At 40.5% G+C, this 18,906-nt stretch carries 14 protein-coding genes; 6 read left to right on the top strand and 8 right to left on the bottom strand.

Annotation, left to right across the window (positions count from 1 at the left end; genetic code table 11):
* Positions 1-116 precede the first annotated feature (116 nt).
* The 3 genes from RMY00_RS23260 to RMY00_RS23250 all read right to left on the bottom strand — a co-directional run bounded on the left by RMY00_RS23260 (position 117) and on the right by RMY00_RS23250 (position 5,061).
* Entirely contained in the window at positions 117-1,697 is a 1,581-nt protein-coding gene (locus tag RMY00_RS23260) for a CHAT domain-containing protein (RefSeq protein WP_322649801.1), read from the bottom strand.
* A gap of 146 nt (positions 1,698-1,843) precedes the next feature.
* Positions 1,844-4,114, bottom strand: a complete 2,271-nt coding sequence (locus RMY00_RS23255) for a PP2C family protein-serine/threonine phosphatase (RefSeq protein ID WP_322649800.1) — start codon at positions 4,112-4,114, stop codon at positions 1,844-1,846.
* A gap of 587 nt (positions 4,115-4,701) precedes the next feature.
* Complete coding sequence (locus RMY00_RS23250; protein WP_100900765.1) at positions 4,702-5,061, bottom strand: NAD(P)H-quinone oxidoreductase subunit M; 360 nt, start codon at positions 5,059-5,061, stop codon at positions 4,702-4,704.
* An 874-nt stretch (positions 5,062-5,935) separates the two neighbouring features.
* Between RMY00_RS23250 and RMY00_RS23245 the strand changes: the two genes are divergently transcribed.
* Positions 5,936-6,220, top strand: coding sequence for an Npun_R1517 family heterocyst differentiation transcriptional regulator (locus RMY00_RS23245; RefSeq protein ID WP_118166493.1), 285 nt, complete (start codon positions 5,936-5,938; stop codon positions 6,218-6,220).
* A 595-nt stretch (positions 6,221-6,815) separates the two neighbouring features.
* Here RMY00_RS23245 and RMY00_RS23240 read toward each other — a convergent pair.
* Positions 6,816-7,511 carry a response regulator transcription factor gene (locus RMY00_RS23240; RefSeq protein ID WP_100900763.1) on the bottom strand — a complete coding sequence of 232 codons (696 nt, stop codon included), beginning with the start codon at positions 7,509-7,511 and terminating at the stop codon, positions 6,816-6,818.
* A 314-nt stretch (positions 7,512-7,825) separates the two neighbouring features.
* Positions 7,826-9,811 carry an EAL and GGDEF domain-containing protein gene (locus tag RMY00_RS23235; protein ID WP_322649799.1) on the bottom strand — a complete coding sequence of 662 codons (1,986 nt, stop codon included), beginning with the start codon at positions 9,809-9,811 and terminating at the stop codon, positions 7,826-7,828.
* Between the two features lie 584 nt (positions 9,812-10,395).
* Between RMY00_RS23235 and RMY00_RS23230 the strand changes: the two genes are divergently transcribed.
* From RMY00_RS23230 to RMY00_RS23220, 3 genes are all read left to right on the top strand, one after another.
* The gene (locus RMY00_RS23230; protein ID WP_322649798.1) at positions 10,396-11,316 is read left to right on the top strand and encodes a histone deacetylase; all 921 of its coding nucleotides are present in this window, start codon (positions 10,396-10,398) and stop codon (positions 11,314-11,316) included.
* Positions 11,317-11,785: 469 nt separating this feature from the next.
* On the top strand, positions 11,786-11,923 hold the full coding sequence (locus RMY00_RS23225; protein WP_322649797.1) for a hypothetical protein: 138 nt from the start codon (positions 11,786-11,788) through the stop codon (positions 11,921-11,923).
* 180 nt (positions 11,924-12,103) lie between these two features.
* A complete protein-coding gene (locus RMY00_RS23220; RefSeq protein WP_322649796.1) occupies positions 12,104-12,550 on the top strand; it encodes a tellurite resistance TerB family protein in 447 nt (148 codons plus the stop codon).
* Between the two features lie 378 nt (positions 12,551-12,928).
* Here RMY00_RS23220 and RMY00_RS23215 read toward each other — a convergent pair whose 3' ends face one another.
* Both RMY00_RS23215 and era read right to left on the bottom strand, forming a co-directional pair.
* Complete coding sequence (locus RMY00_RS23215) at positions 12,929-13,606, bottom strand: response regulator (protein ID WP_109008954.1); 678 nt, start codon at positions 13,604-13,606, stop codon at positions 12,929-12,931.
* A gap of 93 nt (positions 13,607-13,699) precedes the next feature.
* Complete coding sequence (gene era, locus RMY00_RS23210; protein WP_322649795.1) at positions 13,700-14,656, bottom strand: GTPase Era; 957 nt, start codon at positions 14,654-14,656, stop codon at positions 13,700-13,702.
* Positions 14,657-14,953: 297 nt separating this feature from the next.
* On the opposite strand from era, the gene RMY00_RS23205 reads away from it, so the two are divergent.
* Together RMY00_RS23205 and RMY00_RS23200 are read left to right on the top strand one after the other, a co-directional pair.
* Positions 14,954-16,036: an ATP-dependent 6-phosphofructokinase gene (locus tag RMY00_RS23205; RefSeq protein WP_100900632.1), complete on the top strand. Its 1,083-nt coding sequence runs from the start codon at positions 14,954-14,956 to the stop codon at positions 16,034-16,036.
* A gap of 211 nt (positions 16,037-16,247) precedes the next feature.
* Entirely contained in the window at positions 16,248-17,084 is an 837-nt protein-coding gene (locus RMY00_RS23200) for a DUF4351 domain-containing protein (RefSeq protein ID WP_322649794.1), read from the top strand.
* A 185-nt stretch (positions 17,085-17,269) separates the two neighbouring features.
* Here the strand turns inward: RMY00_RS23200 and RMY00_RS23195 are convergent, their stop codons facing one another.
* The gene (locus RMY00_RS23195) at positions 17,270-18,397 is read right to left on the bottom strand and encodes a succinylglutamate desuccinylase/aspartoacylase family protein (protein WP_322649793.1); all 1,128 of its coding nucleotides are present in this window, start codon (positions 18,395-18,397) and stop codon (positions 17,270-17,272) included.
* Between the last annotated feature and the right edge of the window lie 509 nt (positions 18,398-18,906).

Raw genomic sequence — 18,906 nt, 5'->3', positions numbered from 1 at the left:
TTACAGCTACAATCCCTCAGAATAGATTTCCGCAAAAACAGTTGAATTTTTCTATAGTAAAAATAGATTTTAAAGGTTGATGCTAAAGACTAAAATTTATTTCTGCAATAGCTATGCTACGAGTCTTCAATAATAAACTCCCAGGTTTCAGATCTAGCACTTCCAAACTTTAACTGCATTCCCGATTTCAATGGGACTTCCTCTCGGAGGATTTGTTGCCAACCATTAGGCCCTAAAAACCAAGTTGTCCCGTAGGTGGAAAAATCTTGCAAGTAATAACTTCGCACTAATGTAGCATCAGTAAGAGTATTACGGCAGAAAATTTCGGCATGGCGTTTGGATACTGATGGTTCAGGGATAACAATATCATTGTCTTGTGTGCGACCGATACGGGTGACTCCATAACGCAGGAACCAGGTTTTACCTTTGGGCGCAAGCGATCGCAACGAAGCAGCCGGAAGCGGGGAACCGATATCAGGAATGGCTGTATCTGGTAATTCAGTAATACCTTCATCCAGATTCTTAATGAGTTCGCCATTAAAATCTGGATGCAGGTAGAGAACAGGCAAAGTCCAAGCGGGTTGATTAAATTTATACAGTGTTAACAATTCTTGCCTAGCCTGGGCTACGGCTTCATCAATTGGTTTGTGCGATCGCAAAGCTTCGGTAAAGGCTTGAATAAAACTGTGGCTTTCATGATCTGCGATTTCATCGCGCATCGCCAAAACCGCAGGCACACCATGACGAATCAATACTTCTGCTAAACTGCTGGCAGGGATAGCTTGATGATTGATAGCAGCTGGTTGTGCGCCCCAACAGGCGTTAAAAACTGCTAATTTCACACCTGTACGGGTCAATACTTGCGCCAATTCTATCCCATTTAGGGGCATATCTGGTCGCAAAAACAGTAAGCCCCCGTCTGGGCCTGGCAAACCATGTCCAGCGTAGAAAAAAACATTGTATGCTCTGGTTTCTAATTCTTGAATTAACTCCTGTGGAGTTGGTTGTAGGAGTTGAGTCACTATACAAGGGGCACATCTTTGGGAATTACCACCTACAGATGTATCTGCAAGAGTTTGCTGTAAGATAGCAGCTTCTTGTTCTAGTTGCAGCTTGTCATCATGACCTAAAACCAGCAGAATACTTAAAGCCTGATCAGTTCGCAAATACGGTAAGGGGTCAACTTCGCTGCTGGTGCGACTAAATAGCAAATCTTGGGATAGTGACATAGCTGATTGACCAGGTTCACGCTGCATAATTTCCCAAGGGAGAGCGATCAAATCCGGGTCGCGGATTTCTAGGCGAAAACGCAAACGTGTATGCTCACCCATAGCAATACCACGACTGCGTTCTAGACTACCAAGAATTTGCCCATCAAATACCCAACGCCATAAATTCATTCCCAAGTTTTGCATCAAACGACTGCTGTAGGGGCCTGTGGGTTGACTTGAAGGAGGTGAAATCCAATCTGGGGGGAATGGGTTGGACTTTTGAGATGTTGAGTTTGGGGAAATATCTAAGTGACTATGACCAGCAAACAGTTGCTGCCATTCTTGCCAGACTTGATTGAGTTCATCAGGCCATACACAGTCACGTAAAACGTAGCCACTGGGATAGGGAGCTTTGACCACCCAAATAGCGAAGTTGTCAGTGCCAGTGTTACGGAGACGGGCGATCGCCAAATTCAGGGATGGCATGGATTCATTAAAATAAAAACTAAAATAAATAATTTCAAATAAGAATTCTCCAAGGTGAAAACTTTCTACTTTTTACCTTGTAAATTTTTTACACTGATTATTACCTGTTATTATTCCAGGTTTCTACCAGTTTATCGATTATTTGACTAAGTTGGACTGCTGTCGTCAGGTGGTTGAGTAACTGGAGGTTGTGTAACAGATGTACATGGACTTGGTGCATCTTCTGCTAAAACAGAGACATCAAAGCGTTTCAGTTGGGAGAAGTCTAGCAATACTGTTGCTGGCAAAGGTTTTGAATTTGATGGCACTGAAGAAGTTACTGCTGGATTATTAGTGTTAGCCGGAGTTTGTGTGCTTTTATTAGCACAGACTCGCATAGACACTGAAAAATTTCCCGAAACAGGTTTAGGATTTGGTTTTGTGTTGATAACTTGTAAAAAAGCTCCAGGTGGAAGTGATTGGTTGTTTCCCAAGGTGATTTGATTGTTAGTTTTAATTACCCAGCCAGGAGAAAGGTTAGCTAGCGATCGCTGTATGGGTGTTGCTTCGATGGTAGGATTTAAAGTTGGTATGGGAGTGGATGAAATTAAGGGAACTAATGGCGATCGCAGTTGCTTCACGAACAATCCTAAAGTACCTGCTGCTACCACAAATATTAATGGAACAATCCACTGTAGCGGCAGACTGCGCCTTTTAGCAGGCTCAGTGTCTGGAATCACCTGAGTTTTATGGTTTGGGCTACTTAAAAGTGTTGGGTCTGTCGCCCTGGATGAAAAATCGATAGTTTTGGCAGAAGAACTCTCTGGAATAAAGGCTTGAATCGTAATTTCTGGTTCCCAGTATTGGACTTGATAATGAACTAAAGCGATGGTGACATTATCGTGTCCATTCTTAGTGTTAGCGATTTCAACTAATCTATCCGCAACATTTGCTATATTTGCTTCCCCAACTAGAATCGGCAAGATTTCTGTTTCCCAGTACTCCTCCACCCGATCAAAATCACTCAAACCATCGGATGTGAGCAGAAAAACAGCATCTTCATCGAGCATAAACCGTGCCGATGTGGGATGCAACGAAGTGCTAGACCCCATGCCCAAAGCCTGAACGAGAGAACCAGCAGAACTTTGTTGTATAGCCTCGCGGTAAATGGCATAGCCTAGCCGCACCTCGCGGGAGGCAACATCATCGTCCAGGGTAACTTGATAACAACCGTGGCGGGTAATCCAGTAAGCACGACTATCACCGACGTGGGTAATGTACATTTCATGAGCAACAGGCAATGCCATGACTAAAGTCGTGCCCATCCTCTGACGCCCTTGGCGATTTTCACTGTCATTGCGCTGACTAATTTTATCATTAGCAATTGCCACTGCCTTTTCTAGGTCATTCAGTAGCAGTGAGGGGTCTATGTGGTCGTAGGGAACTTTTGTTAGTTGCTGTACCTGTTGCTGGATCGTTTCGATGGCTAGATTTGAGGCAACATTGCCCCCCTCGTGTCCACCGATGCCATCACAAACAATTGCTAAGGCTGTTGGTTGGGGTGGTTTACTGACCAGAGTTCCACTGGGTGGGCTACAGGCATCTTCATTACGTTGGCGACTTGGCCCGGTATCGGTTTTGGTGAGAATTTTGATTGAAGGTGTTTGCGATCGCCCTAACCCAGCCAGTCCGCGATCTAAAACTCCAATTAATTGATCGGTTGAATTAATCTTTCCCTGAATTAAAGAAAGGCTAACCTCATTCACAAATTCAGTTATGGCTGGTTTTGCACCACTAACCAACTGCTGCCAAAATTGACCTAATTGGGGCAATTCTGGGAATGTTGCTCCGTCGAAACGCAATTCTAACAAACGGACTAATGATCCTTCTACCCGTAATACATTTGAGTCAAGCAAGCTAGAGACGACACCTTCACTTGCAAGAGGTTGCCACAAATGAGCTATTTGCCATAACCAATTGAGTTGGCGCATCGATGTTGCATCACGCCAAGCGGTGGTTAACTCACTGGCCAACTGCACTTGTTGGATTTTGTCATCTACTAATAATGGAGGTTTTTCTAAAAGTAATATTTCTTGATGGGAAGGTCTGTCACCGAGAAAAAGCACTCCATATACCTGCGGTACGTGTAAACGGTAGGGAATCAGTCTCAGGTAAGCTTTTAGAGGCTGCAAATTATCTAACTCAGACGTTAGAGCTAATAAACCAGGTTTCGTATCTAAAAGAAGAAATTTATCAAGGACTAAATAGCGATCGGCTAATATTTCTCCAGGGCTACCTACACTCGGGCCATCTACCACAGCCCAAAGGTAATTTTTGATTAGGGGCGTGGAACATCGCAGGCAAAACTTGTGAGTCAGGGGGTTGGCAGCCTGACAACTTTCATTTGTACAGTAGACCGTTGCCGCGTCATTTTCCATAGTTTTCGCACCGGGAAGCGATTGGCAATTTCTTTAACAGCATTATTAGGGACAATCTAGACCGCTCATTTTTCTTAAACTTGACATACCCAGACTTTAGATGATGATTTTAGCTGGGGGATATCAGCAGGTGCTAATACTTACTTATCCAAAGAATACGCTCCTAAGTCAATACAGCCTCATCATAACTTCTATTGCTCTGTGACTCTCCATCGCCAAAGCAACTAACTCCAACCCTGTTACCAAAGCATAACCCAAGCATAACTGCGCCCCAAGCTTTTGCTGTACTCCATCATCAAGAGGCAGATAATCTTGGTATTTATTTAGTTTATAAGTAGGATAGCAAGAATTAACTTTAATTAAGAATTAAGATCAGTGAACTATTCAAACTAGCTGACTAATGAAGAGGCTTTAAAAATCTGGTAATCTCGTTTTTGGGTTCTTTTTCGGAAGGTCGCAAAGCTTCATAAATTAATTTTCCCCCTTCCCAACGCGGGAAGAGGGTTAGGATGTTAGGTTTTTCGTAGATTTCAGATGGATCTGAATTGTTCAGAAAGGTTCAGCCAGATGGCTACCAACTCATTAGCTTATTGTTTGTCGTCAATTGCGACTTGGGGGACTCCCATGCTGTAGTTGGTAACGCGGGCAGATAGATTGTAGCTGATTTCGCCAAGTTGTAGGAGCGATCGCAGATAATGTTCTAAGTCTGACCCAACACGGCGCAAGTTATAGTCTGTAAGGTCTGCGCCACTAGATGCTTCTACTAGTTCATCAAATTTTCGATAAACTTTTTGCAGCGCATCTTCGTTCCAGTTAAATTCGTTATCTGGGTCAATATCTAAGGTTAAGACCTGTTCACTGGGAATCAGTTCGCCATCCCGGTCAATTTCGCCTGCAAAAATGCGAACATGCCGGGTTGTGGACTTGAGCAGCATCGGGTTATCCATAAAAGGGTGTAAGATTTGGGTGGATTACACTGAAATTATTGTAAACGGTATATTGAAGCTTGAATGCTCTCAATTTACAAGCTTTGAACTCAGTTTCAAAAGGGTATATTGAATGGGCATAAGTAAAAATATCACCTGTACTGATTAACTTACTACTTCTGTTAGGAGTTGAAGACACAATTAGTAGCGAGTACTGACAGTAGTCCAATTATTTTTTTGTAAAAATTACTGGTGAGAGTATTTTTATTTGGCGTATACAAACAAGTCAAAGTGGTGTGCTAATCTTACCTACTGCCAAGATTTTCGTACTCATGAAGCCTAAAAGCCAGTAGAGTCAAGCACTCACCAGGAATAATTTGATCTGTGTAAATTTTTTTATGGAGAACAAAAGTTTTTACCTTAATTATTCTGCTCATCAATTTATGCAAATTTTTCTATTGCAAAAAACGTACATCAAGTAATTTTACTGAATAGTGCTACATCGACCTCTGGCTTTAATAAGTTCAAAAAAATTAAGCGATTTTACTTACGTATAAACACCAAAATTCAAGTAACAAGTCAAACTGTTCTTGACGTTCATATAAAGTTGATGTAAAAAGCTTTAAAAAGACCGGACAACTTCTTACAGAAACTTTATTGTGTAGAATCTTAAAAACTGAATAATAGTTATGGTTTACCATAAGCTATATCTGGCACAGTCACATCAAAATCTAGCTTGAAAATAAAACACAGGAGACTGAAATGGAATACAAAGGTAATTGATGAAGAAAAATTCTTAATTCAAGCACTTTGGATTCAAAGAAGATATAAAGAATTTTGCTGGGCATCTACCTCCTTACCCTCATGACCACCAAGTAAAGGAATCTCAATAGCTATGAACTCCAAAGCATTACCACGCCAGATAAATAATCTCGAAGTAGGTGTTTATGAGTGCGAAATCCATCTCAAATTCCGGTTGATTGAGGAAAAGAGTCTATTGGGCGATCGCGAACAACTGTTACAGGTATTACTTGATGCCTTGACCGAGGGTTCTGACGACTTTCTAGAGACACTACAAGCGTCTGTTAAAGCGCAGGAAGTGTCCGAGTTTAAAGCCTCACCTCAAATGCGACGCCAGTTAATGCGCTTGCGTAATGCTGCTGAAAATCCCCAGCCTTAAAGGTGTAATTTAAGTAGCGAAAAAACATGAGTTGGGCATCAAATCAAATGTTGATCGTATAGCCCCGTTGCAATAAAAACTAAGCAGTAAGTAGAATTCATAAAATATTGTGATTTCTCCTTTGTGAAAGTCTTATTTAGCAGCACAGAGTCCCAGGAACAGTTTCTTTATTAAAAAATTTGTAGCAAAGGATACTGATAGAATCTAAGAGAAAATTCAGTCGGGTGCATTTTACCGAGTTTTTATAAAAACATTGCAGGAACAATAAAATTCTGTGTCTTTACAGATGGGGAATTGGACAAAAGGCGCGAATTCAATGAAAATCTAAAAGGCCAAAGTGAAAATAAATAACCTTACTTTTAGTTTTTTACTTTAGCTAAGTGCCTGATTTGCTGAAATACTTATGTTTTATCTATTACTGGTAATAGGTTATGGTTTCACAGCCAGTTACCTATTGCCAATCACCCACAAGAGGCAGGGGGCAGGGGAGACAAGGGAACAAGGCGACTTAAATCAGAACTTGCAACAAGTGTTTCCCCTTGTCCCCAAGTCCTCTTTCCCATGCCCAACGCCTGATGTCCAATTCAAAAACTGTCTATTTAGCAAGACCGTGTTCTAGGGCGAAACGAACTAACTCTGTACGGCTATTGGTGCCAGTTTTACTGAACAAACGGCTGACGTATTTTTCTACATTGCGGACGCTAGTTTCTAAGCGACGGGCGATTTCTTTGTTCATCAACCCTTCAGCCACCAAGTTCAAAACACTTTGTTCTCTAGGAGTCAAATCAATTTTGAAAGGGGCTGGTGATTGGGAAATAGCATTTCTTTGAGTTAACAATGCCTTAATTTGGGCAATCTGATTGGCTAGTTCAGCAATATCAGGGGTTTCAACGTCATCTCCTGTAGTTGAAGCCTTAGCGGCACGGCGGGCTAGCAAATTTTCGACTATAGCCACTAACTCATCTGGATCGAAGGGTTTGGGTAGATAGGCATCGACACCAGCATGATACCCTTGGATGCGATCGCCTGTCATACCTTTAGCAGTTAAAAATACTACTGGTAGCGCTTGGAAGCGGGGGTCTTCTCGCAATTGCTTTAGGAACTGATAGCCATCCACCTGAGGCATCATGACATCAGAAATCACTAAGTCAGGTGTATTCATCTGCATCCATTCCCAACCTTCAAGGGCGTTACTGGCGACTTGAACGCTGAAACCGCTCTCTTGCAAATAGTCTTTGACGGCTTCCCGTATCCCTGGTTCATCATCCACCAGTAACAATTGTGCTGACATTTAAAATTCCCTTAAGTTTACCTTTTTCCAATTTAGCGAAAGTTGAGAGTCATTGAACGAAAGGGATAAAGGAAAAACGAGAGAGCTTGTTAATGTTAGGCGATCGCTGGTAACTACGGTAACGAAGGCTATGACTAATTTTACAGGGTAGTTCACTTCTCCTTCTGCTGCAAAGACGCACTCGCATTCGTCTATGAAGTGGCTTTGTTTGAGTCAAAATCTCATTCACACAACTAGATTGCAACAAACCCCCACTTTGATTTTGCGCTATATACCCGTTTGAAACACGAATAAAAATTATTTTTAAATAACCCTTACCAACGAGGATTTGTCATAATTAATGCTTCTGCTGCTGAACTATTTAATGGAACAGAGAAAAAATTTCCCTGAGCATATTCACAGTTCAACTTTCTTAAAAGTGCTAATTGCTCTTTTGTCTCTACTCCTTCGGCTAGAACATCCACACCTAGCTTGTGTGCCAATGTGATAATTATTTCAATAATTTCTAAATTTTGACTATTGACGCTCATCAAGCTGATGAAAGAACGGTCAATCTTCAACACATTAATCGGAAAGTTATAAAGACGACCTAATGAGGAATAGCCCGTACCAAAGTCATCAATTGATAGCTCAATACCCATCTCTCGAAGTTGTAAAAGTGCGGCAGTTGTCTTATTGTTATTTTCCACAATTACGCCTTCAGTAATCTCTAGCATTAGATTAGCAGCATCAAGACCAGTTGAGCGCAAAACTTGCCTAATCTGCTCAATCAAATTTGGCTGGGAAAATTGCTTGAGGGAGAGATTGACACTGATTTTCTCTAGCAAGTTGGAATGATGACACATCTGCCAAGCTTGCATTTGGCGACAGGCTTCATTCAACACCCAGCTGCCAATAGAGAAAATTAGTCCACTTTCTTCTGCAAGGGGAATAAAATCTGCTGGATTAAGCAAACCACGCTCTGGATGCTGCCAGCGCAACAGAGCTTCAAAACCTAAAATAGAACCTTTTGTGAGCGAAATGATCGGTTGGTAATAAACTTGAAATTCAAGGTGTTCAATTGCTCGGCGTAATTCGGACTCTAACTGCAATTTCGCCAGAACATTAGCATACATATCTGAGTTGAATAGCTCATAACGCGCTCTGCCCAGTACCTTAGCTCGGTACATTGCCGTATCAGCATCCCTCAAAACTTCTTCTGGCTGTTCATACTTTACTGTAGAACTCAACGCAATACCAATACTTGCCGTTGCAAACATTTCTTGTCCGTCAAGCTCAAAGGGTAACGCTAGTTCCTGTTGAATCCGCTCAACCGCTTTGATGGCGTCTGACACATCTTGGATTCCCTCAAGCAGGATGGTAAATTCGTCTCCCCCAAGGCGTGCAACTGTATCTATGGAGCGTATGCATATTTCTAGCTTATTTGCAATAGCAAGCAGAAATTGGTCTCCTTTTATGTGTCCTAGACTGTCATTGATTAGCTTAAAGCGATCTAGGTCGATAAATAGTACAGCAAATAGATAATCTGAATGCCGTTTTGCATAATCGATTGCACGTCTTAGGCGGTTTATAAATGCAACGCGGTTCGGCAAACCCGTCAGTGCATCGTGAAACGCAAGGTATAGCAGTTGTGATTCGACTCGTTTACGCTCTGTAATTTCAGTTAGCAATTTCTGATTTGTTTTTACTAGTTCTGCTGTCCGTTCTGCTACTCGTATTTCTAACTCCTCGTAAGCTTGATGCAACATTTTTTCAGCTTGTTTGCGCTCACTGATGTTGCACAGCAGCCAACGCCAGCCAACCTGCTTCTTCTGTAAGTCGTACACCCCAGACGCCTTAATCATAGCTGGGAAAGGCTCTCCTCCCCGTGGTTGTAAGTTAATTTCCCAGTTCAGTAGCTGCTGGAAATTCTTCATCTGAAGCCTAAAGGACTGGCGGTCTTGTTGAGCAATAAAGATAATTAATGGTTTACCTACTAAATACTGTTGGTGGACACCGAGCAAGGTTGCTGCTGCATGGTTAGCCTCTTGGATTGTCCCTATAGCATTAGTTACCAAATAACCATCTGGAGCGAACTCAAATAAATCTTGGTAACGCTGGCGCTCTTTCTCTAATGCCGCTCGTGTTATCTTTAACTCCTCGGAAGCTGTCAATAGTTCTTCCATTGCGGTATAAAGTTTCTCAAAAGCCTCTGTTATTATCTTTTCTTGTGAGTTTGGCTGGGTTGCATGGTATTGCAATAGCCTCTGTATCTCTGAGTACAATTTCTCTATCTGCTGGCTAAATCCATCTACGTTCATGTTGCTCAACTCACATAACTATGAAGCGTAGCTGTGAAGGAAAAAACTAGGGGAAGCAAATCATCCCATGCCTTCCTCAAGTCTTTAATCCCTATTGAGCAGGGAAGCACCGGGTTAATTGCAAAAGTAGACACTTTGTAAATAAGTATTGCAAAACTTGTTTTCTTGATTTACTAATTTATCTATCAATCATGAGAGAGCAATCAAATTTTTCCATTACTGACGAAAGTACAAGGTTGGAGCAAGCCCAACCTGCCGAGATTTTTATTTTATTAAAAAAAATTTATCAAAGTTAAAATTATCTTATGTCTCATAACAGTATATTTGCTGGATTTATTTCTTTAAATGCTTCTTAAGATATATTTACTTTTGATACGAACCTATATTTTGGGAAGCTTCGCAACATTGTACCTCTGCGGTATCCTGCGACAAGCCGCAACTCTTAGAGACGCTCTCGCGTTTACGTCTACGTTATATAATTCAGCAAACTTAGGTTGACACAGTAACTAGTACCAAGGAAAAACTGTTTGTATGAGTAACGATACAATAGCATTCATTGTCTTGCAGTTAACCTTTTTCGTCCTATGCTGCCAGTCATCTATTCTGACGAATTTTTAGATCACAAGACTGGAAAATACCATCCTGAAAGACCAGAACGTTTAATTGCGATCGCTACTGCCTTAAAAGCAGCTATATTCGCAGATCAAATTGACTGGCGATCGCCTACACCACCATCAGAACAGCCATCACTGATGTCTATGTTAGTTAAGGCCCATAGCCCAGCCTACATCAAAAAACTTTGGCAAATCGCTTCTAGTGGCGGCGGGCCTTTGGATGGAGATACACCAGTTTCCCCGCGTAGTTATGATGTAGCATTGTTGGCAGTCAGTGCATGGTTGGATGGTGTTGAGGCTGTGTTAAAGTCGGCGAATCCAGCTTTTGTACTAGCACGCCCCCCAGGACATCATGCAGAAAGTGATGCGGGGATGGGGTTTTGCCTATTTTCTAATGCTGCGATCACAGCATTATTTGCCCTCGAACAACCCGGAATTAACCGCGTCGCCATTCTCGATTGGGATGTACATCACGGTAATGGTACTCAGGCGATCGTTGAAACCCAAGCAAGCATCGCCTATTGTTCCTTACATCAGTATCCCTGCTATCCCGGTACTGGAAGATCGACAGAACGCGGCTTTCATAATAATGTATTAAATTTACCTGTACCCCCTGGTAGTGATATTGCAGTATATCAGCCACTATTTGAAAGACAGGTAGTACCCTTTTTAGCTAACTTTCAGGCGGATTTGCTGATTGTGAGTGCTGGTTATGATGGCAATGCCGCAGATCCTTTGGCAAGTATCAATTTGCAGCCAGAAGACTACGCTTTATTTACTGATTATTGTCTAGGGATAACTCGTAAAATTCTGTTTGGCTTAGAAGGTGGTTACGACTTTGACTCTCTTTCTGAATCAGTTGTAGCGACAATTGAACATTGTTTACTTTAGATATTTTCTTTTTTTAGGTAAAAGCTCGGAATTTGTAATTAAGTGACTTTCGTACATGCACTGAGATCATAATAATCCTATTAATTTGTGGCTCAGATTCTCGGTTTCTCTAATAAATCGGGAATCTTTTTGTGTGTTTCCTTTGGATTACACAACATAGTCTGCAAAAATAGGCAATTTGTGGATACTTCTTGTCATGATTATTTGTGAGTTAGTTGACTAATTTAACAGCTATCTTTACGTAAAATTAGGGTGACACAACTTTTGCTCTAAACTCAACCTCAGTAATTTCTTTTACCAAGGCTTTCTAAAGTTCATCAAATCTTCAGAAATAAAAAGTTTGAATGTTGTTCTGAAACAGCTAAAGTTTTGTTAAGATGCAATTGCTAGCAGTTTCTCGGCGAAATTCACCTATCGGTGTGTGGAGAAATAAAAAGTACTAGCAGCACAAATTTTAAAAGGTGAAGCAATGACCACCTACATTTTTTTCGATGAAGCCCTACGGATGTTGACCAACGCCTATTTAATATCAGTAGTACTGTTATTAGCAGCTTCTGGTATAGGTTTGGCGGTAATTGAAACAATAGAAAAGGCAGAAGAACGCTAAGTAGTTTACAAATGGCAGTGTAGTTATTGCCAAAAACCATTGGGTGCAAGTGTTCGCCAGAAACAAATACTGGGAATACTAAAGCATGAAAGTCTCATAGCGTTGCACTCTTGCCTGTAAATCTACCAAATAGACAGGTAATTGTAACGCTCTTGAGGCTCTAACCAAGGAGTTACTACAATGGGTTTATTTGACGCTGTGTTGGGCACAGAAAGCCAAACTCAAACAGCACTCAATCCAGAGGAGGCTTTTGCTGTCATTGTTTTGGTAGCAACAGCGTCAGACGGTTATCTTTCTTTTGAGCAAGCAAATTCTATCAGTTTTGTGCTATCTCGGATGAAACTTTTTAAAAGTTATCCCTATGAGATGATGAACAAGCTGTTTGAGAAAATCTTGGGCATTCTCAAAGGGGATGATTTTAATAGTTTATTTAATGCAGCCAAAGATTCTCTATCTCAAGACTTGCGGGAAGCAGCCTTTGCAGTAGCTACCGATCTAGTTCTAGCTGAAGGTATTGTAGCTGAAGAAGAAAAAAACTTTTTAAATGATTTATATCAAGCTTTAGGTGTTTCTAGCGAGATAGCAATACAAATTATCCAAGTAATCTTAATTAAAAACCGCCCATAAGACGATAAAACCTTGGTTATAAAGAAAGTGTGCTAAAGGAGTTAAGCTTCTTTGGCACTATTTTTTGATCGCATCTAACGTCTTCCATGAGTTATCTTGTCTTGCAGCTTCAATTTTTTCTAGACCAACTTTAGTCATCAAACCTCGTTCTATAAGTTTTTCAATATATAGGAATCGTATTTGATTTTTGAAATTATCTACATGGGCGGGGAGTGGGGAGTAGGGAATAAGGAATTAAGCTTTTCGATCTGTACTGAGTTTTTTCAGAAATCCAATATTAGTCTTATAGAATATATTGTTTATTTTATTTGAAGTACACGCCTTTCGGTTTTCAAAGTGTAAATATTTGTATATTCTATATTTTGCTGCATTTGTTTTCTAAACCAAACCAGAACGTAGTGCTACAACTGCTGCTTGCACGCGATCATCCACTGCTAATTTATTCATAATGCCTCGGACGTGAGTTTTAATGGTGTTAGGACTGAGATAGAGTTTTTCGGCAATCTCTGGGTTACTTAAGCCGTCTACCATCAGTTTCAACACTTCTAACTCGCGTCCAGATAAATTGGCTGTATTGGTGGTAGGTGAGGGTGGTTTGAGATTATCAATTACTCGCCGCGCAATTTGGGGATCAAGATAGGCTGCACCATCAACTGCGGCTGCGATCGCACTTAACAATCGTTCCACACTTGCACCTTTGATGCAATATGCATCTGCACCGCTAGAGAGGGCTGCAATAATTTCTGTCTCCGTTTGATGAGATGTCAGCATCACCACATGAGTTGCTGGCAGCGCCGCCTTAATTTGCTGTGTTGCTGCAATGCCATCCAATCGCGGCAACCCAATATCCATAACCACCAAATCAGGTTTCAGTTGCAGTGCTGCTTGAACTCCCAAATAACCATCTTCTGCTTGTCCAACAATCTCTAACTGAGGATGAGCCATTAACGATTGCTCTAATCCCAGTTGCATCATTGGATCATCTTCGACAATTAACACGCGCAACGGCGGAGCATTTGCGGGTAAATTTAAGGGATAACGAGTATCTAAAGACATTTTTATTTATTAAGAGTCATTTGTTATTTGTCATTTGTCATTTGTCCTTTGTCCTTTGTCCTTTGCCTTTTTGACCAATGACCAATGACTAATTTATTCTTCCACGCGATAGCCTAACTCTGCTAAACTGATCCGCGACTGTCGCCATTTTGGCTGAACTTTAACAAATAATTCTAGGTAAACTTTACCAGAAATTAACTTTTGGATTTGTTCGCGGGCTTCGCTACCAATTGCTTTGAGCATTGCTCCACTTTTGCCAATGAGTATGCCTTTTTGAGAATCGCGCTCGACGTTAATGGTAGCAAGTATCCGGGTAATGCTGGGAGTTTCTTCTACTAGGTCAATAGCGATCGCTACTGAATGGGGTACTTCTTCACGAGTCAACAATAAAATTTGTTCTCGGATTAATTCACCCATGATAAAGCGTTCGGGCTGGTCAGTTACCAGGTCTGGAGGATAATATAATGGGCCGATTTCTAAATGTTCAATTAATAATTCTTGAAGTTGCGGTAATCCTGCACTCGTCTTAGCAGAAAATTTCACGATTTCCCATTCATGGGACTGGGCCATCTGAACGTAACTATCATCTAGAAACTGAGAATCGGACGGTTGTTGGTCGATTTTATTAACGCCCAAAATGACTGGTGTTTTGCTGCGACTGAGCAATTCGGCAATATAGCGATCGCCTGATCCACAAGCTACTCCTCCATCTACCACAAACAGTATTACATCTACCGATTCAATAGCAATTTTGGCATTTTGCACCAATACTTCCCCCAATTGATGATGGGGTTTATGAATTCCTGGTGTATCTACAAAAATTAATTGCGCCTCTGATGTAGTTAAAATGCCGCGCAAACGGTTACGTGTTGTTTGTGCTACTGGTGATGTAATGGCAATTTTTTGTCCTACTAATTGATTCATTAAAGTAGATTTACCGACATTAGGACGACCAACAATGCCGATAAAACCTGATTTGAATTCAGGAGGAGCCTGTGGAATTGTTACTTCTCCTGGGAATGAGAAGTTGTAATTATCAATACTAGTCACCTTTGGCTCCACCCTCGTATTTTACAGTTGGGATAACTTGGTTTTTTCTTAAACACAAAACAAGCATAAAATTCCCCTGGTATTTTTAGGGATTGCTTTTGCCGAGGTTTAATCTACTACTGGCTCTACACCTATATTTTACAGCTAAGATAACTTTGTTTTGTTTTTAGATACAAAACAAACATAAAATTACTTTGGCATTTAAAAGAAGCGTATTTGCTTAGGTTTAATCTGCTGCTAATGTCTTAAGTTTCATTGACTACTCAATATATTTGGATCAAAATGTCAATAAAAAATATGGGAGAACCCAAACGCATTGGAATTCTTACTAGTGGAGGTGATTGTTCTGGCTTAAATGCTGTGATTAGGGCTGTAGTAAATTGTGCTGTGGATACTTACGGCTGGGAGGTTTTGGGAATTCGTCAAGCTACTTTAGGATTAATGGCGCGTCCTCCACAATTTACAAAATTGGAAGTTGATCAAGTTGACTCGCTGTTAACTGCGGGTGGCACAATGTTGGGGACAACTAATAAAGGTGATCCTTTTGCTTTTCCAATGGCGGATGGAAGTTTATGCGATCGCTCTGAAGAAATTATTGCAGGTTATCATGAGCTAGGTTTAGACGCTTTAATTGGTATTGGCGGTGATGGTAGCTTGGCAATTCTCCGCCGCCTCGCCCAACAAGGAGGCATTAATCTAGTAGGTATTCCCAAAACAATTGATAACGATATTGGCGTTACTGAACACGCTATTGGTTTTGATACAGCAGTCAATATTGCCACAGAAGCACTAGATAGGTTGCATTTTACTGCTGCAAGTCATAGCCGAGTCATGATTTTAGAAGTAATGGGGCGTGATGCTGGACACATAGCAATAGCTGCGGGAATTGCGGGGGGAGCAAATGTAATTTTAATTCCCGAAATTCCTTACACAGTTGAGCATATTTGCCACAAAATTAAAGAACGCCAAGAGAAAGGCAAGAACTATTGTTTAATAATTGTTTCTGAAGCGGTTCGTACCCACGATGGGGAAAATGTAACAATTACAAATCGCTTAGGTCAATCTCGATACGGTGGAATTGGCGAGTATTTAGCAGATAAAATTATTGAACACATTGGCGTAGAAACGCGAGTCACTGTTTTAGGACATATTCAACGGGGTGGAACTGCTTCACCACTAGATAGATTAGTTGCAACTGCTTTTGGTGTTGCGGCAGTTAATCTAATTGCAGAGGATAAATACGATCGCATGGTGACTTGGCAAAATCGCCAAGTATTAAGTGTACCAATTACCGAAGCGATCGCTCAATATAGCGCCGTCGATCCCAATGGTACTTTAGTTAAAACTGCTCGTGGTATGGGTATTTATTTGGGAGACTAAACATAAATGGTACAGGCACAGCTATGCTGTGCCTATCAAAGTACAAAGTTTAGTAGAGTTTGATATTGTACAGGTGTTGGAAATTAAAAATGCTATTTCATGTATTTGAACCACCCTTATTGTAGTGGCGCAAAGCCTTGCGCCACTAACGTGCGGTTTATTTACCTGAAAATAGCTGTAATGTAATCATAATATTAGGTCTATTAATATTGTGAGTTTTGATAATGTTTGTAAGCTGCTGGCAGAAAAATATCCAGCAGATTTTGTTCGGTGGTTAATTGCTGAAGAATCGACAAATATAAAGGTGCTAAAAACTGAATTAAGCTTGGAACCAATTCGTGCAGATTCTGTGACTTTTATTCAAACTAAAAACATGATTCTGCATATTGAGTTTCAAACTTTAACACAGTCTAGCCCTGCAATTACCTTCCGAATGCTAGATTACTCCGTGAGATTAAAGCGTCAGTATAAATGTCCAGTTATGCAGGTAGTCATCTTTTTGCAAGAAACAAGCGATGAAATTGCTTTTACCCAAGAATATGTGGATGATACGACAGTACACCGCTATCAAGTCATACGGATGTGGGAGCAAGATTCGAGTGTATTCTTAAATAATGCAAATTTATTACCTCTGGCTACTCTGAGTCGTACTGATTCCCCACAAGGTTTATTGTCCCAGGTTGCTGAAAAAGTGGCTACAATTTCAGATAGGGAGACAAAACAAAATATTGCCGGGTATACAGAAATTTTAGCTGGTTTGCGATTTGACAAAACTTTGATTCGTCAATTGTTAAGTGAGGATACTATGCAAGAATCAGTAATTTATCAAGATATTTTGCAGAAGGGACAAGAACAGGGGAAACAACAAGAAGCTTTTTCTTTATGTCTGTCTCTGCTAGAAGAACGTTTTGGTAAGATTGATGAATCAATTTATCAAAAAGTTCAAGGTTTTAAAATTGAACAATTAGAGGCTTTATGTCGATCGCTCTTAAGAATGTCTGAGATGGATGATTTAGTAACTTGGTTGGAACAGCAACAAAGTAGTTGAAGTTAAATTGATTTTCTACAAAGCGATCGCACCTCCACAAAACCCAAAACGCGATCAATTGCCCATATCCACATCTACTCCGGTAAACCTGCTTGGCGAACGCTATCACAAAACGTAATTGTGTTAGTGTAGCAAGGCGTAGTCCATTGCGAATTGTTAAAATCACTTGATATATTTGCTATCCCCTAGCTAACAATTCCCAGTACAAACTCGCCTTCATTTACAGCTTGATTAGTTGCGACATCATAAACTAATCCATCATGTTGAGCGCAGACATCAATTACAATAGGTAGTTGACCTTCTTTCTTAAAACTGAGAATTTGATACAGCTTTTCTCCAGCTTTGACTTTAGTACCTAATTCTATTCTGGATTGAATCATACCACCTGCGATCGCATAATATTTTTTCCGGTTGCTGCTAGATGCAAAAGCCATTTCATTGGTTTTTGTATCATCCAATAAATTAAAAATTTGCAATACACCTTTTTGCACTAAATAGTTCTTTACACCCCGTACACCTTTAGCGACTGAATCAGGGTTCATTTGCATTCCTGAGCCTAATTCCAATGTCCAAGCTTCCACATCAAACTTTATTTCTCTACCCAACCCTTTAAAACAAGCTTCTAGTGCTAACCAAGGTTTGATAAAAGCTTCATCAAAAGCATCACCATCATATTTATCAAGCAATATTCCGAAATCAAGTAGGAAGTATTTTGCACTATCTTCTCGATTTTGGAAGTAATAAACGTAGTCTAAAGCTTGATTTGTAGAACTATGTAAATCAATTAAGTAATCTGCATCTAAACTGAGATTTTGTAGCTTGTAGGCAAAAACTTCAGTGTAAGGAACACCAGCAGGAGAATTAATTTTCTCTAGAACTTTCGCAAATTGTTGCTTAATTATAGTTAGATAATTTTGTCGAATGACCTTTGGATAAATATCAAATTGAGATTTAGCAAAAGCTACTAAATCATCAGCTTCTTTCTCGTAGTCCCAAAATATGCGATTCCAGTCTTTGGCTTCATAAACGCAATATCGTCCAGGGGAAAAATGATGAGCGCGTTCATTCGTCCCCATTGGATTACAAACGGGAACTAACCAAATCTCTCCACTTAAGTCTGTATCATTTATTGTTAATAAAAACTCAATTAGCTGGTGAATAACGGCATTACCAGCGATTTCTGCACCGTGCAGATTCGATTGAATGTAAACCTTTTTACCAGGTTGAGCGCCAATGAACTTGTAAAGTTGTAAGGATAGGCGATCGCCCGAAGCCATTTGACGTAATACAATGCTTTCAATAACTGGCAGCATAAGAGAATTTAGTGATAATTTGAGTAAATTATGGCCGTATCTGTACCGAATTAAAAGCCACGTAAACCCAAATCATACCAAGCATCTTTGTCGGGTGTGTTATGCTGTTTGCTTTTAGCGTTCCCGTACCCCTGCTCTTAAGTAAGCTACGCGTAGCATCTCCGATAGGAGAAGGGTAGGCTAATGCACCAAATTATCTATGCCGAGAGTCTTTGATAGCAATGGTGGGTTACGACGAAGGTGTAACGGGAGCAATGCGATTTTGTGAGGTGGGCAAGCAGGGGAGGCAGGGGAGGAAAAATAAATTAAGTGTATTTTGAAGTATTTATAGTAGCGCATGTTACTAAATTCTCTCTTTACTCTCCCTGCTCCCCCTGCTTCAAAAAGCGATGATCTCACATTTTCGCGTTGCTCCCGGTGTAACCCACCCTGTATTTACAAATATCTCCACCGTACTAAACAAATATTGAAAATTAGCTATGCTCAATTTCTCTTATTAGTCAAACAAA

The organism is Nostoc sp. ChiVER01 (assembly GCF_034531155.1).
Lineage (GTDB): Bacteria > Cyanobacteriota > Cyanobacteriia > Cyanobacteriales > Nostocaceae > Nostoc.
Note: the sequence above shows the minus strand (reverse complement) of the source record. Positions and strands in the feature narration are given on the sequence as shown.

What these genes read in the sequence shown, in the direction of transcription:
- RMY00_RS23260 (WP_322649801.1), bottom strand. Translation starts at nt 1,697, where the DNA reads ATGCCATCCCTGAATTTGGCGATCGCCCGTCTCCGTAACACTGGCACT.
- RMY00_RS23255 (WP_322649800.1), bottom strand. Translation starts at nt 4,114, where the DNA reads ATGGAAAATGACGCGGCAACGGTCTACTGTACAAATGAAAGTTGTCAG.
- RMY00_RS23250 (WP_100900765.1), bottom strand. Translation starts at nt 5,061, where the DNA reads ATGGATAACCCGATGCTGCTCAAGTCCACAACCCGGCATGTTCGCATT.
- RMY00_RS23245 (WP_118166493.1), top strand. Translation starts at nt 5,936, where the DNA reads ATGAACTCCAAAGCATTACCACGCCAGATAAATAATCTCGAAGTAGGT.
- RMY00_RS23240 (WP_100900763.1), bottom strand. Translation starts at nt 7,511, where the DNA reads ATGTCAGCACAATTGTTACTGGTGGATGATGAACCAGGGATACGGGAA.
- RMY00_RS23235 (WP_322649799.1), bottom strand. Translation starts at nt 9,811, where the DNA reads ATGAACGTAGATGGATTTAGCCAGCAGATAGAGAAATTGTACTCAGAG.
- RMY00_RS23230 (WP_322649798.1), top strand. Translation starts at nt 10,396, where the DNA reads ATGCTGCCAGTCATCTATTCTGACGAATTTTTAGATCACAAGACTGGA.
- RMY00_RS23225 (WP_322649797.1), top strand. Translation starts at nt 11,786, where the DNA reads ATGACCACCTACATTTTTTTCGATGAAGCCCTACGGATGTTGACCAAC.
- RMY00_RS23220 (WP_322649796.1), top strand. Translation starts at nt 12,104, where the DNA reads ATGGGTTTATTTGACGCTGTGTTGGGCACAGAAAGCCAAACTCAAACA.
- RMY00_RS23215 (WP_109008954.1), bottom strand. Translation starts at nt 13,606, where the DNA reads ATGTCTTTAGATACTCGTTATCCCTTAAATTTACCCGCAAATGCTCCG.
- RMY00_RS23205 (WP_100900632.1), top strand. Translation starts at nt 14,954, where the DNA reads ATGGGAGAACCCAAACGCATTGGAATTCTTACTAGTGGAGGTGATTGT.
- RMY00_RS23195 (WP_322649793.1), bottom strand. Translation starts at nt 18,397, where the DNA reads ATGCTGCCAGTTATTGAAAGCATTGTATTACGTCAAATGGCTTCGGGC.